General features: G+C 67.1%; 13 protein-coding genes. All 13 read right to left on the reverse strand.

The window, feature by feature from the left end; translation table 11 throughout:
- Position 1: 1 nt before the first annotated feature.
- A complete protein-coding gene (gene cheY, locus HTY53_RS10480; RefSeq protein ID WP_174106413.1) occupies positions 2 to 397 on the reverse strand; it encodes a chemotaxis response regulator CheY in 396 nt (131 codons plus the stop codon).
- 81 nt (positions 398 to 478) lie between these two features.
- Positions 479 to 1,555 (reverse strand): protein-glutamate methylesterase/protein-glutamine glutaminase, encoded by a 1,077-nt coding sequence (locus HTY53_RS10485; RefSeq protein WP_174106414.1) that lies wholly within the window; start codon positions 1,553 to 1,555, stop codon positions 479 to 481.
- Positions 1,556 to 1,576: 21 nt separating this feature from the next.
- A complete protein-coding gene (cheD, locus tag HTY53_RS10490) occupies positions 1,577 to 2,224 on the reverse strand; it encodes a chemoreceptor glutamine deamidase CheD (protein WP_174106415.1) in 648 nt (215 codons plus the stop codon).
- The gene (locus tag HTY53_RS10495) at positions 2,224 to 3,123 is read right to left on the reverse strand and encodes a CheR family methyltransferase (protein WP_174106416.1); all 900 of its coding nucleotides are present in this window, start codon (positions 3,121 to 3,123) and stop codon (positions 2,224 to 2,226) included. Before HTY53_RS10495 ends, cheD begins: the two co-directional genes overlap by 1 nt.
- Before the next feature lie 106 nt (positions 3,124 to 3,229).
- Positions 3,230 to 3,724: a chemotaxis protein CheW gene (locus HTY53_RS10500; protein ID WP_053824406.1), complete on the reverse strand. Its 495-nt coding sequence runs from the start codon at positions 3,722 to 3,724 to the stop codon at positions 3,230 to 3,232.
- Positions 3,725 to 3,796: 72 nt separating this feature from the next.
- Positions 3,797 to 5,857: a chemotaxis protein CheA gene (gene cheA, locus HTY53_RS10505; protein WP_174106417.1), complete on the reverse strand. Its 2,061-nt coding sequence runs from the start codon at positions 5,855 to 5,857 to the stop codon at positions 3,797 to 3,799.
- A 107-nt stretch (positions 5,858 to 5,964) separates the two neighbouring features.
- Positions 5,965 to 6,915, reverse strand: coding sequence for a flagellar motor protein MotB (gene motB / locus HTY53_RS10510; protein WP_174106418.1), 951 nt, complete (start codon positions 6,913 to 6,915; stop codon positions 5,965 to 5,967).
- 58 nt (positions 6,916 to 6,973) lie between these two features.
- Positions 6,974 to 7,837 (reverse strand): flagellar motor stator protein MotA, encoded by an 864-nt coding sequence (gene motA, locus HTY53_RS10515; RefSeq protein WP_174106419.1) that lies wholly within the window; start codon positions 7,835 to 7,837, stop codon positions 6,974 to 6,976.
- A 118-nt stretch (positions 7,838 to 7,955) separates the two neighbouring features.
- A complete protein-coding gene (gene flhC, locus HTY53_RS10520; protein ID WP_006579237.1) occupies positions 7,956 to 8,558 on the reverse strand; it encodes a flagellar transcriptional regulator FlhC in 603 nt (200 codons plus the stop codon).
- The gene (gene flhD, locus HTY53_RS10525; protein WP_149319444.1) at positions 8,555 to 8,872 is read right to left on the reverse strand and encodes a flagellar transcriptional regulator FlhD; all 318 of its coding nucleotides are present in this window, start codon (positions 8,870 to 8,872) and stop codon (positions 8,555 to 8,557) included. Before flhD ends, flhC begins: the two co-directional genes overlap by 4 nt.
- A 403-nt stretch (positions 8,873 to 9,275) precedes the next feature.
- Positions 9,276 to 10,055 carry a DUF4088 family protein gene (locus HTY53_RS10530; protein ID WP_174106420.1) on the reverse strand — a complete coding sequence of 260 codons (780 nt, stop codon included), beginning with the start codon at positions 10,053 to 10,055 and terminating at the stop codon, positions 9,276 to 9,278.
- A 58-nt stretch (positions 10,056 to 10,113) separates the two neighbouring features.
- Positions 10,114 to 11,964 carry a methyl-accepting chemotaxis protein gene (locus HTY53_RS10535; RefSeq protein ID WP_174106421.1) on the reverse strand — a complete coding sequence of 617 codons (1,851 nt, stop codon included), beginning with the start codon at positions 11,962 to 11,964 and terminating at the stop codon, positions 10,114 to 10,116.
- Positions 11,965 to 12,221: 257 nt separating this feature from the next.
- On the reverse strand, positions 12,222 to 13,877 hold the full coding sequence (locus tag HTY53_RS10540) for a methyl-accepting chemotaxis protein (protein WP_174106422.1): 1,656 nt from the start codon (positions 13,875 to 13,877) through the stop codon (positions 12,222 to 12,224).
- Positions 13,878 to 13,894 lie beyond the last annotated feature (17 nt).

Raw genomic sequence — 13,894 nt, forward strand, 5'->3', positions numbered from 1 at the left:
CTCAAGCCCCTTCCTTGGCGATCTTCTCGAAGATCTTGGTGATCTTCTCGTCCAGCGTCGCCGCCGTGAACGGCTTGACCACATAGCCGTTGGCGCCCGCCTGCGCGGCCGCGATGATGTTTTCCTTCTTGGCCTCGGCCGTCACCATCAGCACCGGCGTCTTGGCGATCGCCGGATCGGCGCGAATGCCCTGCAGCATGGTCAGGCCATCCATATTGGGCATGTTCCAGTCCGAGACCACGAACTGGAAGCTGCCGTCCTTGACCTTCTCCAGGCCCGCGGCGCCGTCCTCGGCTTCCTCGACGTTGGAGAAACCCAGCTCCTTGAGCAGGTTGCGGATGATGCGGCGCATGGTCGGAAAGTCGTCGACCACCAGGATCTTCATGTTCTTGTCCACTCTACGGCTCCAATACGGTTGTGGATGATTGCGTCTATCCGGACGCGCCGCGCAGGCATGCCGCGGCGCGTCCGCGTTCTGTCAAACTCGCTGCGCGCGCGCACCGAAGGTGGCCAGCCGCGCCATCACGCGCTGGCTGATGGCCGGCAGCGGCACCACCTCGTGCACCCCGCCCGCGGCGATGGCTTCCTTCGGCATGCCGAACACGATGCAGCTCTGCTCGTCCTGCGCCAGGTTGTAGGCGCCGGCCTCGTGCATCCGCAGCATGCCGCGCGCGCCGTCGCGGCCCATGCCGGTCAGGATCACGCCGATGGCGTTCTTGCCCGCATGCACGGCGGCCGAGTCGAACAGCACATCGACCGACGGCCGATGCCGGTTGACCGGCGGGTCCTGCGACAGGTGGGCGACATAGTTGGCGCCGCTGCGCGCCAGCAGCAGGTGCTGGTCGCCCGGTGCGATATAGGCGTAGCCGGGCAGCACCCGCTCGCCGTGTTCGGCCTCCTTGACCGTGATGCGGCACAGGCCGTCGAGCCGCTGCGCGAACGAGCGCGTAAAGCCGGCAGGCATATGCTGGACGATCAGCACTGCGGGCGCGTCCGGCGGCAGCGGCATCAGAAATTCCTTGATGGCCTCGGTGCCGCCGGTCGAAGCGCCGACGATGATCAGCTTTTCGGTCGACAGCAGCGGCGTGCGCAGCATCGGCGCCGGCGCGACCGGCTGGGCGCCCGGCGCAGCGGCAGGCCGCAGGCGCGCCCGCGAGGCGGCGCGCAGCTTGTCGGCGATGGTGTCGGTGTACTCGAGCAGGCCGTCACGGATACCGAGCTTGGGCTTGGTGATGAAGTCGACCGCGCCCAGTTCCAGCGCGCGCATCGTGATCTCGGACCCGCGCTCGGTCAGCGACGACACCATCAGTACCGGCATCGGCCGCAGCCGCATCAGACGCTCGAGGAAATCGAGCCCGTCCATGCGCGGCATTTCGACGTCCAGCGTCAGCACATCGGGGTTCAGGCGCTTGATCATCTCGCGCGCGACCAGCGGGTCCGGCGCGGTGCCGACCACCTCCATGTCCGGCTGGCTGTTGATGATCTCCGTCATCAGGCTGCGGATCAGCGCGGAGTCGTCCACGCAAAGCACCTTGATCTTGGCGGCGGCGGTCATGTCGAAACAGGTCCTTCGAATTCAGGAAACGGTGGAAGCGGCGCCGCGCCGCCCGAACAGCTCGACGCCGCCGCGTACCGGCGTCGACGAAATGGCACGCGCCAGCGCGCGTTCGCTGCGTTCGACGACCGCCTGGTCGTCCTGGCGCGTCAGCCGGCGCACCAGCGCGAGGCCCGTCTGCGGGAAATAGCTGACCCGGCGCGCGTGCGGTCCGCGCAGGTCCTGCGCCGCGACGCGGATCTCTTCGGTCTTCAGATAGCGCAGCACGAACTCGGCGTTGCGGTCGCCGATGTTCAGCGTCGTCATGTTGGCCAGTACCGCGCCGCCGCCGAAGACCTTGGCCTCGAGCCGCTCCCGCCGCGCGCCCATCTTCAGCAGCTCGTTGATCAGCACCTCGAGCGCATAGCAGCCGTAGCGCATGGACGCGGACAGCACGCGATCGGGCCCGGCGTTCTCGTCGTCCGGCAGCATGAAGTGGTTCATGCCGCCAATGCCTGCCTTCTCGTCGCGGATGCAGGCGGCGACGCAGGAGCCGAGCACCGTAGTCAGCACCACGTCGTCGCGCGTGACGTAATACTCGTTGGGCAGCAGCTTGATGGCCTGCTTGCCGAACTCGCGGTCGAAGTAGGTGCGGGTGGCGATCGCCTCCGGCAGCTGCGGCGTCTGCATCAGGCGGCTCCGGTCCTGGCAGCGCCGGGCGCCAGCTCGTAGACGGTCTGCCCGCGCAGCTGGAAGGCGCGCGTCACGTAGGAGAAATTTTCCGAATGGCCGGCGAACAGCAGGCCATGCGGCTTGAGCAGCGGGACGAAGCGCTCCAGGATGCGGCCCTGGGTCGGCTTGTCGAAATAGATCATCACGTTGCGGCAGAAGATCGCATCGAAGCGCTCGCGGATGCCCCAGTCGGGCGCCAGCAGGTTCAGCGGTTCGAACGTGATCGTCGAGGCGAGCTCGGGCTTGACCTTGACCTGACCGGCACGCTGCCCGGTGCCTTTCAGGAAGAACCGCTTGAGCCGTTCCTGCGACAGCCGCGCGACCTGGTCGGCCGAATAGACGCCGGTCCGCGCCTTGGCCAGGACCTGCGTGTCGATGTCGGTGGCCAGCACGGTGGCCGCCCGCTCGCCGAGCGCCTCGGCCAGCGTGATCGCAATCGAATAGGGCTCCTCGCCGGTCGACGCCGCCGCGCACCAGACCGAATACGGCCGGCCGATCCGCTTGGCGTGCTCGGCCAGCAGCGGGAAGTGATGTGCCTCGCGGAAGAACGAGGTCAGATTGGTGGTCAGCGCGTTGGTGAAGAACTCCCACTCGCCCGAGTACTCGTCGGCTTCGAGCAGCGCCAGATAGCTGGCGAAGTCGTTCAGCTGCAGCGCGCGCAGGCGCCGCGCCAGCCGGCTGTAGACCATCTCGCGCTTCTGCGCGCCCAGCGAAATGCCGGCGCGGCGGTGGATCAGCGCGCGCACCTTGTCGAAATCGCGGTCGGTCAGCAGGAAGTCGCGCGCGTCGTCCCGCAGGGCGGCGGGCGGCATGGCGGGGGCCGCGGCGCGGGGAGCTGGGGTTCGATGCGGCGTCATGTCTGCGGGTGGGTCGACGTGGGTGGCGACGTGGGTGGCGACGGGGGTCGCGATGCGGCGAAGCGGTGGCGAAGGCGAGCGGCGCGTGGGTGGCGCTCGCCCACGCTCAGGCGGTCTCGCCTTCGATCAGTTCCATCTCGGGGCTGGTCATCATCCGTTCGATGTCGAGCAGGATCAGCATGCGGCCTTCGACGGTCGCAAGACCCGTCAGATGTTCGGTCGACACCGACACGCCGAACTCCGGCGCCGGCTTGATCGCCTCGCCGGTCAGCGTCAGCACGTCCGACACGCCGTCGACCACGATGCCGACCACACGGCCGGCGATGTTCAGGATGATGACGACCGTCTGGTGGTCGTACTTGACGTTGCCGAGGCGGAACTTCATGCGCAGGTCGACGATCGGCACGATCACGCCGCGCAGGTTGGTCACGCCCTTGATGAAGTCCGGCGCATTGGCGATCCGCGTCACGCCGTCGTAGCTGCGGATCTCCTGCACCTTCAGGATGTCGATGCCGTATTCCTCGGAGCCGAGCGTGAACACCAGGAATTCCTGGCCCGCCGCCTCGCTTCCGGGGGTATCGCTATGTCCGATGCCGGCCATGATGTGTTGCTCCTTGTTGATTCCTTGTCGTCCCCGCCTTCGCGGAGACGACGGCAGTGGTACGCGTTGCCCTTACGCCAGCGCCGGCTCGTGGCGCCGCACGCCGGTGCGCTGCAGCGCGGCCACGTCGACGATCAGCGCCACGCTGCCGTCGCCGAGGATGGTTGCCGCCGAAATGCCGGGCACCTTGCGGTAGTTGGTCTCCAGGTTCTTCAGCACGACCTGGTGCTGGCCGATCAGCTGGTCGACCAGCAGCGCGAAACGCTTGCCTTCGGCCTGCAGGATGATGGCGATGCCCTGGGTCGGCTCCTGCACCGCGTTCTCGACGTTGAAGACGCGGTGCAGTTCCAGCAGCGGCAGGTATTCGCCGCGCACGTGCATCACCCGCTCGGTATTGGCGGCGGTGCGCACATCGTCGGCCTTGGGCTGCAGCGACTCCATCACGCAGTTCAGCGGCAGGATGAAGGTTTCCTCGCCGACCTTGACCGACATGCCGTCGAGGATCGCCAGCGTCAGCGGCAGCACGATGCGGGTGGTGGTGCCGTTGCCGGGGCGCGAGCTGATTTCGACGTGGCCGCCCATCTCCTGGATGTTGCGCTTGACCACGTCCATGCCGACGCCGCGGCCGGACAGATCGGTGACCGCCTCGGCGGTCGAGAAGCCCGGGGCGAAGATCAGCTGCCACACCTCCTCGTCGCTCATGCTCTCGGACACCGGCAGGCCGTTCTGCATCGCCTTGGCCAGGATCTTGTCGCGGCGCAGGCCGCCGCCGTCGTCGCTGACCTCGATCACGATATTGCCGCCGTGGTGCTGCGCCGACAGGATCAGCTGGCCGGTCGGATCCTTGCCCGCGGCGACGCGCTTGTCCGGCGTCTCGATGCCGTGGTCCAGGCTGTTGCGCACCAGATGAGTCAGCGGATCGATGATCCGTTCGATCAGACTCTTGTCCAGTTCGGTGGCCTTGCCGAAGGTCACCAGGTCGATCTGCTTGCCGAGCTTCGCGGCCAGGTCGCGGACCAGGCGCGGGAAGCGCGAGAACACATAGTCCATCGGCATCATGCGGATCGACATCACCGCTTCCTGCAGATCGCGCGCGTTGCGCTCGAGCTGGCCCATGCCGGAGAACAGGCGGTCGAACAGCACCGGGTCGAGCGACGACGCGGTCTGCGCCAGCATCGATTGCGTGATCACCAGTTCGCCGACCAGGTTGATGATCTGGTCGACCTTCTCGGTCGGCACGCGGATCGAGCCCGACTCCTGATGATGAGCGGCGGCGGCGCCGGCCTTGGCGCGCTCCTTGTCCTTGGCGGGGGCTGCCGCGGGTGCGGCTGCGGCTGCTGCTGCGGCAGGGGCCGGCGCGGCCTCCGTCTCGGCGGCGGCAGGCGCGGCGCTTGCGGCAGCCGGGGCTGCGCCGCCTGCAGGTTCGATCGCGATCTGCTCGGCGTCGATCACGAAGCAGCAGACCGCGACGATATCGTCGGGGCTGCATTGCGTCGCCAGCTCGATCGCCAGCTCGCCGTCCGTCTGCGTCTCGCCGAGGATCTCGCCCAGATTGCCGAGCTCCTCGCGCAGCAGTGCCTGGTCGTCCTTCGACACCTTGAGCAGGCGCACCTTCAGCGCGCCGCCGGCCGATGCCGTGACGGCACCGGCGGCCGGTGCGGACGCGCTGGCCGGCGCCGGCACGGCGGCCGCGGCAGCCGCTACCGGCGCGGGCGCGGGCGCGGGCGCCTCGCCGCCGGTCTCGTAGGCCAGCTGCTGCAGCACCGCACAGATGCGCGCAAGGGTCTGCGGATCGGGTTCGGTGCCGTTGCGGTAGGCGTTGAGCTGGTCTTGCAACACGTCCTTGGTTTCCAGAAAGGTATCGATGATGGCCCTGGACAACGCCAGTTCACGGCGGCGCGTGCGGTCCAGCAGATTCTCGAGCAGGTGGGTGGTCTCGGTCAGCGCGCTGAAGCCGAAGGTCGCCGCTCCGCCCTTGATCGAATGCGCCGCGCGGAAGATCGCATTGAGGTCTTCCGCGTCGGGCGCCTCGATGTCGAGGCCGAGCAGCAACTGCTCCATTTCAACGAGCAGCTCTTCCGCTTCCTCGAAGAAGGTCTGATAGAACTGCGTGATATCGATATCGACAGACATGACCGTCCTGAATCACTGATTGCTTAGCATTGCGCCGTTACCAGCTGGTTATCGACCTCGGCGACGGTCTTATTAAATTTTGTTACTGATTTAAGCGCCAAGCCTTTCTACTGCGCCCGCGCCGCCGACGCGCCGGTCGCCTCGACCATCCCCTGCTGCAGCGCCTCGGCCGATTCGCCCGCCTTGGCACGCACCGCGACCTCCGCCGCGCTGGCGTTCTCCGCCTCGAAGCGGGCCTGGGCGCGCTGGTTCAGCACCACGATGCTGATGCGGCGGTTGACGGGGGCCAGCGAATCCTGCTTGTCCAGCGGCATGGTGGCGGCCAGGCCGAGCACGCGCAGCACCTTGCCTTCCTGCATGCCGCCGGCGATCAGCTCCTGGCGGGAGGCATTGGCGCGATCGGCCGACAGCTCCCAGTTCGAGTAAGTGCGCTCGCCGTTCATGTAGGTGGCCGAATCGGTATGGCCCGACAGGCTGACCTTGTTCGGCATCTCGTTGAGCACCGGCCCGATCTCGCGCAGGATGTCGCGCATGTACGGCTCGACCACCGCCTTGCCGGTGCGGAACATCGGCCGGTTCTGCGTATCGAGGATCTGGATGCGCAGCCCTTCGCTGGTGATGTCCAGCAGCAGCTGCGGACGGAACTGGCGCAGCACCGGGTTGTTCTCGATCAGCTGCTCGAGCCGTTGCTTCAACGCGCGCAGCCGTTCGGTCTCGAGCTGGTCGCGGCGCTTCTGCAGCGATTGCGGATCGTCCTCGCGCATGCGTCGCGTTTCGCCGTCCTTGCTGGCCGGGTCGATGCCGCCGCCGGGAATCACGCTCGGCGACTCGCTGGTCTTCTGGCCGCCGGCGATCGCCACCTTCAGCGGCGTACGGAAATACTCGGCCACCTGCACCAGATCCTTCGGCGTCGAGGTGCTCAGCAGCCACAGCACCAGGAAGAACGCCATCATCGCCGTCATGAAATCGGCGTAGGCGATCTTCCAGCTGTGGTTGCCGTGCGGCTTGCCGTGGGCGGCAGCGCGGCGGACGACGATGGGGCGCGCTTGTTCGGTCATGCTTGGCCTGCGGTGGACGGACGGATGGACTGGCTCGAGGACTGGCTCGACGGCGCGCTTACGTCAGGCTCTTGACTTCGCGCACGTGATCGTCCAGTTCCAGGAACGACGGACGCTCGCTCGAGTACAGCACCTTGCGGCCGAACTCGACCGCGACCAGCGGCGCATAGCCGTTGAGCGAAGCCAGCAGCGTGACCTTGATGCACTGGTACATCTTGACCGTCTCGGCGACCTGGTGCTCGACGCGCGAGGCCAGCGGCGAGACAAAGCCGTAAGCCAGCAGGATGCCGAGGAAGGTGCCGACCATCGCATGCGCGATCAGCGCGCCCAGCACCGACGGCGGCAGGTCGGCCGAGGCCAGCGCGTGCACCACCCCCATCACCGCGGCGACGATGCCGAAGGCGGGCAGCGCATCGCCGACCCGCGCCAGCGCGTGGGCGGGCACTTCGGCCTCGTGCTTGAAGGTCTCGATCTCGTGGTCCATCAGGGCCTCGATCTCGAAGGCATTCATGTTGCCGTTGACCATCATGCGCAGATAGTCGGTCAGGAATTCCATCATCGCCGGGTCGGCGAGGATGCGCGGATACTGGCTGAAGACGCTGCTGGCCGCGGGATCGGCGATTTCCTTCTCGAGGAACAGGATGCCCTCGCGGCGCGCCTTGGACAGCAGCACGTACAGCAGCGCCATCACTTCCATGTACAGCGCCTTGTTGTATTTGCTGCTGCGAAGCAGCTGCGGCAGCGCGCGCAAGGTCGCCTTGATCGCCTTGCCGCTGTTGGCGCTGATGAAGGCGCCGAGCGCGGCGCCGCCAATGATCACCAGTTCTGCCGGTTGATATAGCGCGCCCATGTGGCCGCCAGTCATGGCGTAACCACCAAGCACCGCCGCCACTACGACGACATAGCCAAGAACAACTAGCACGATCGATTCCCCGTCAGAAAAACACGCGTCGGACACGCGCGAACCGGCCCGGGACGGGCACGGCTGAAACTTCGCGCCGTACCGCCCGGTCTGGCTCGCCGCGCAAGCCCGGCGTGAATCAGGCGGGTTGCGCTGGCGTGGCGTCCTTCGAGGGCTTCTTTGCCTTGCCCGCGCGCGATGGCGGCCGGCACAGGCTGCAGACGAAGTTCGCGTTCGGCTCGTAGGCGTGCGTAACGAACTGTCCTCCGCAGCATGTGCAACTGGAAAGCTGCAGCATATTGCTCTCGAAGAACCGTACTAACGTCCAGGCACGCGTAAAACTTAAGACAATTTCGCCGCCGAGCAGGGACACGTGCTCGAGGTAGAGCCGGTATGCGGCGACCACTGCACGAATGCCGCTCGCCTCGCCCTGCTCGACCATGAACTGGTAGGCCGAGAAGAACAGCGACGAGTGGATGTTCGGCAGCCAGGTCGTGAACCAGTCCGTCGAGAACGGCAGCATGCCCTTGGGCGGGGACACGCCTCGCAGCTCCTTGTACAGACGGATCAGCCGGTCGCGCGACAGCGTGGTCTCGGCTTCGAGCACCTGCAGGCGCGCGCCCAGGCCGATCAGCTCGATGGCGAGCTGGGTCTGATTGGCATCCTGCAGTACGCTCTTGCGCGGGGCAGCCGGAGCGGCCGTGTAGCTCCGGGCCGGTTGGGCCTGCAGCAGCGCGCTCAATTGAGCGACTCCACCGGCTGGCGCGCGAGCAGGATCGCAGCATGGATCTGCTGCATATCGTGGCTCTTGGCGGTATGCGTCAGCGTGGAGAGCAACGCATGGTCGTCGAACCGGAATCGGCACAGGACCATGTTGGAGGCCGCCAGCTTGACCAGCTGAGCAGGCGTCAGCTTGACCAGGATGTCAGCGATTTCCTTGCTGACGCCCAGGCGGAACATGGCTTCGAGTTGGTTTTCGCGCACCAGGCGTTGCGCGAGCAGCAGATAGGCGAGGTTGACCTCCCTGATCTCCTGCAGAAGTTCACTGCTTTCCAATTTATCCCCGCTACCAAGGAACCCTCGCCCGCTTGTCCAGCGCTTACCGGTGGCAGACCTCCGGCGTCCAGATCGTTTCAGTGCATGTGCGACGGGTACTACATCTGATCGGAACTACACCCGCCCAGTTACATCTTTCACATCTGGTAACAAATGTTACGGAATGTAAATGGACTGTCCGCTTTATATCGGCAATCGCCTGCCGCTGCCAATCCCTACTTACGTTGGGGATCGCCATTGTCGTACGGATGATACATGGCGAACACGGCAGGTCCGGATGTAACAACCTTGTAACGTGATCTGGATCAAATCTGTAACAACGGACATGCCGCGAAAATCACTTATTCAGCGATTCGAGCCGTCGGCGGACGCGTTTTTCGTCTGACTGAAAACGTTTCGCATTTCACTGCGATCGCCTGTCGCTTTCCACCATTGACGGCGCGGCTGGCATCGGCTTGAACAGTCGCCGCAGCCACGCTGCGAGCCGCGCGAAGACGTCGTCGGGCTCGTCGCGAAACAGGTGTGGCCGCGCGTGTTCGACCTGCTCCATCACGCGCCCGGCTTCCTGCGCGTCGATGGTGCCGTAGTCGAGCGCCAGGCCGACCATCGCCCGCAGTTCGCCAAGGCGCGTCAGCGCAGCGCCGGTGCCGCGCTCGGTCTGCACGAGATAGAGCAGGTCGTAGACGCGGCGGCGCAGGCTGTCCGCCAGACGCCATGCCGGCGTCTGCATCTGTTCTTCGATGGTGCGCACGTCGACCGCGGCATTGGCAATGTGTTCGGCCAGCGTATCGGCCAGCGCCGGATCGGCGCCGGCCTGGTCGAGGATCTCGACCGCCCACTTGCGGGCCTGCGCCAGCCGCTCGGACTGCGACCACGCCGAACGGACCGCGAGCCCGAAGCCAAAGCGCTCGGCATCGCGCATCAGATTGGCCATCGCGTGCGGCAGCTGCTTGTCGAACACGCGCTTGGCCCAGGCGTACTCGCCGCCGGTCAGCAGCCGCGTGACCGCGCGCTCGGTCAGCGGACCGTCCTGGTGCATCACCCGCGCACGCAGGAAGTCCTCGAACGAGGGCGGCACGAATTGCCGGTCCAGCCCTGTCGAGAGCCGGACGAAATGATCGAACTCGCCGCGCAGCTTGTCCGCGGCCTCAAGCGGCAGGGACAGGGTGATTTCGCTGTTCATCGTCTGTCATGGTGGGGGCGCGCCATGACGGCCGCGCCCGTCCCGCCGCGGCGGGTGGTCAGAAGGCGCTCCAGTCGCTGTCGGCGCCAGCGGTGGCGGCAGCGGCTGCAGCGGCGCGGGGCGCCGGACGGCCCGGCAGGCGTGGCGCGGACTTGGCGGAAGCGGGCTCGGCGCGTTCGGCGCGCTCGGCACGGTCGGCACGGTCGGCGCGGTCGGCACGCTCGGCCGTAGCGGGCTCATCGTGGCGGCTGGCGGCCTGTGCAGGCGCGGTCGCCGTTGCCGCGGCGATCGGCTTGGCAACCGATGGGGCTTGCAGCGACGGCGCGAACAGCTCGTCTGCGGCCAGACGGAAGCGGGCCAGCGACGCCTGCAGCCGCGCGGCCTGGTCTTCCAGCGAGCCGGCCGCTGCAGCAGCTTGCTCGACCAGCGCCGCGTTCTGCTGCGTGACCTCGTCCATCTGCGCCACCGCCTGATTGACCTGCTCGATGCCCGAGCTCTGCTCGGCCGAGGCCGCGCTGATCTCGCCCATGATGTCCGTCACGCGCTTGACCGCCTGCACGATCTCGCCCATGGTCTGCCCGGCCTGGCCCACCAGCGCCGAGCCGTTGTCCACCCGCGCCACCGTATCGCCGATCAGGCCCTTGATTTCCTTGGCCGCGTTCGCGCTGCGCTGCGCCAGGCTGCGCACCTCGCCCGCCACCACCGCGAAGCCGCGGCCCTGCTCGCCCGCACGCGCCGCTTCCACCGCCGCGTTCAGCGCCAGGATGTTGGTCTGGAAGGCGATGCCCTCGATCACGCCGATGATGTCGACGATCTTCTTCGAGGCGCCGTTGATCTCGTCCATGGTCTGCACCACACGGCCGACCACCTCGCCGCCCCTGACCGCGGTCTCGGACGCGTTGGCGGCCAGGCCGCTGGCCTGACGGGCGTTGTCGGCGTTCTGCCGCACCGTGCCGGTCAGCTCCTCCATGCTCGACGCGGTCTCTTCCAGCGAAGCCGCCTGCTGCTCGGTGCGCTGCGACAGATCGTTGTTGCCGGCGGCGATCTGACGCGAGGCGGAGGCGATCGACTCGGCCGCGGCCTTGAATTCCTGCACCATGCCCGAGAGTTGCAGCTGCATCTGCTTCATCGCGTACAGCATGCTGCCGCGGTCGCCGGCGCGCAGCTTGATCTCGGTCGAGAAGTCGCCGTCGGCGATGCGCGAGGCGATCGACGCCGCGTAGGCCGGCTCGCCGCCAAGCTGGCGGGACAGCGCGCGGGCTAGCAGCACGCCGAGCAGCAGCGACACCGCCAGACCGCCAAGCACCAGCGCCAGCATCCACAGCCGCGAGCTTTCGTAGACGCCCTGGGCTTCTTCCATGTTCGCGCGGGCACCGGCGTCGCGGCGCTTGACCATGTTGAACATCAGCTCTTCGATCGCATGGCCGTCCTTCAGCAGCGCGGTGCTTTCCTCGAAGACCTGGCTCTCGAACTGCGAGGTATCGAGCGGCTGGCGGGAGACCAGCTCGATGTACTTCGTCATGCGGTCGCGATAGGCCGGCAGCATCGTGTCGAACTGCTTGATCAGCGCCTTGCCCTGCTCGGTCTGGAAGGAGCCGCGCGCCTCCTTGATGCGCTCTTCGGCGGTGCCGAACGACTTCTCGATCAGCGTCTTCTCGGTCGTGCGCTCGCCCATCGTCGAGGCGGACAGCAGCGCGATCTGCGCGCGGCTGGCGTACAGCAGATTGATGTTGGCGTCCTGCACGGCCTTCAGTGCCTGCAGGTCGTTGTTATAGATCCGGCTGGTCCACTCGGTCATCCGGCCCATATTGACCACCCCCAGCAGGCCCATCGCCATGCCGATGACGGAAACGATCAGAAAGCCGACGACCAGCTTCGTCGCGACTCGCAGTTGCTTGAACCATTGCATGAGAACTACCTCTTCCTATGGATGACCGTGCGGCCGGATGGCGCGGCAGATCGTCGGTGATCGGTTGCCACGCTTGCCGGCTTCGTTGTAATGCCCGTGGATGCTGCTGTTGGTACTTCGGTCGGCGGCGGGCGTTGCCGATGCCCCTTCCGCCGCCGTCCATCAAATGCCTGTCGATCGCCCCTCAATCGCCCCTCAACCGCCCCTCAACCGCCCATCAATCGCCCATCCCCTTGCGGGTTGCGCATCGATGCCGCTCAGGCGCGCGCCAGCCGCGCTGCCGCCGGCTCCTGCGCCGACGCCCCACGCGGGCGCAACGGGCGCGGCTCGGCATTCAGGCTGACGCGGAACACGGAGACGGCGTCGCGCAGCCGCGCGGCCTGGTCTTCCAGCGAGCCGGCCGCTGCAGCAGCCTGCTCGACCAGCGCCGCGTTCTGCTGCGTGACCTCGTCCATCTGCGCCACCGCCTGATTGACCTGCTCGATGCCCGAGCTCTGCTCGGCCGAGGCCGCGCTGATCTCGCCCATGATGTCCGTCACGCGCTTGACCGCCTGCACGATCTCGCCCATGGTCTGCCCGGCCTGGCCCACCAGCGCCGAGCCGTTGTCCACCCGCGCCACCGTATCGCCGATCAGGCCCTTGATTTCCTTGGCCGCGTTCGCGCTGCGCTGCGCCAGGCTGCGCACCTCGCCGGCCACCACCGCGAAGCCGCGGCCCTGCTCGCCCGCACGCGCCGCTTCCACCGCCGCGTTCAGCGCCAGGATGTTGGTCTGGAACGCGATGCCTTCGATCACGCCGATGATGTCGACGATCTTCTTCGAGGCGCCGTTGATCTCGTCCATGGTCTGCACCACACGGCCCACCACCTCGCCGCCCTTGACCGCGGTCTCGGACGCGTTGGCGGCCAGGCCGCTGGCCTGACGGGCGTTGTCGGCGTTCTGACGTACCGTGCCGGTCAGCTCTTCCATGCTCGACGCGGTCTCTTCCAGCGAAGCCGCCTGCTGCTCGGTGCGCTGCGACAGATCGTTGTTGCCGGCGGCCACCTGGCGCGTCGCCGTGGCGATCGCACTCATGCCTTCCTGGATTTCATGGACGACCGACAGCAGGCTGCGCTGCATGGTCTGCATCGCCTTGGCCAGCGCGCCGATCTCGTCATTGCTGGAGAACTCGCAGCGCGTGGTCAGGTCGCCGGCGCCCAGACGCAGTGCGAAGTCCAGCATCTCGCGCATCGGCCGATGCACCATCGCCAGCAGCGCCGCACCGGTGGCCATCGCGGACAGGCCGGCCAGCACGAAGCCGCCCCACAGCCAGGGCCGCAGCGCCGCGCGCGACTGCGGCTCGGCCAGCAGCTCGAACGCGACCAGCGCGGCCAGGAACCAGGCCAGGCCCACGCCCTGCGACAGCATGATGCGGCCGCGCAGGCCGACCCGGCGCAGCCGGTCGATCCAGCCCAGCGGCCCGCGGCGGACCACCACACCTTCGCGGATACGGATGCCCGCGCCGTTGCCTGAGCGAATGCGTGCGTACGCGGCCTGCGCCGCCTCGATCTGCTCGGCGCTTGCCATCGAACGCACCGAGGTATAACCGACCGTCTGTCCGTCGACGCGGGTCGGCGTCACCGTCGCACTGACCCAGTAGTAGTCGCCGTTCTTGCGGCGGTTCTTGACCAGCCCGACCCAGGAGCGGCCGGCCTGCAGCGTGCGCCACAGGTCCTCGAAGGCCTCGGGCGGCATGTCGGGATGGCGCACCAGATTGTGCGGGGCGCCGAGCAGTTCTTCGGCGGTAAAGCCGCTGACCTCGATGAACGCGCGGTTGGCGAACGTGATGCGGCCCTTCAGGTCCGTACGCGAAATCAGGTAATCGTTCGGCGCGAGCTTGTACTCGCGCGCGGTGACAGGCTGGTTGTTTCTCATGACGTAGTGCTGCTGGA

The organism is Cupriavidus gilardii (assembly GCF_013314895.1).
GTDB lineage: Bacteria > Pseudomonadota > Gammaproteobacteria > Burkholderiales > Burkholderiaceae > Cupriavidus > Cupriavidus gilardii_C.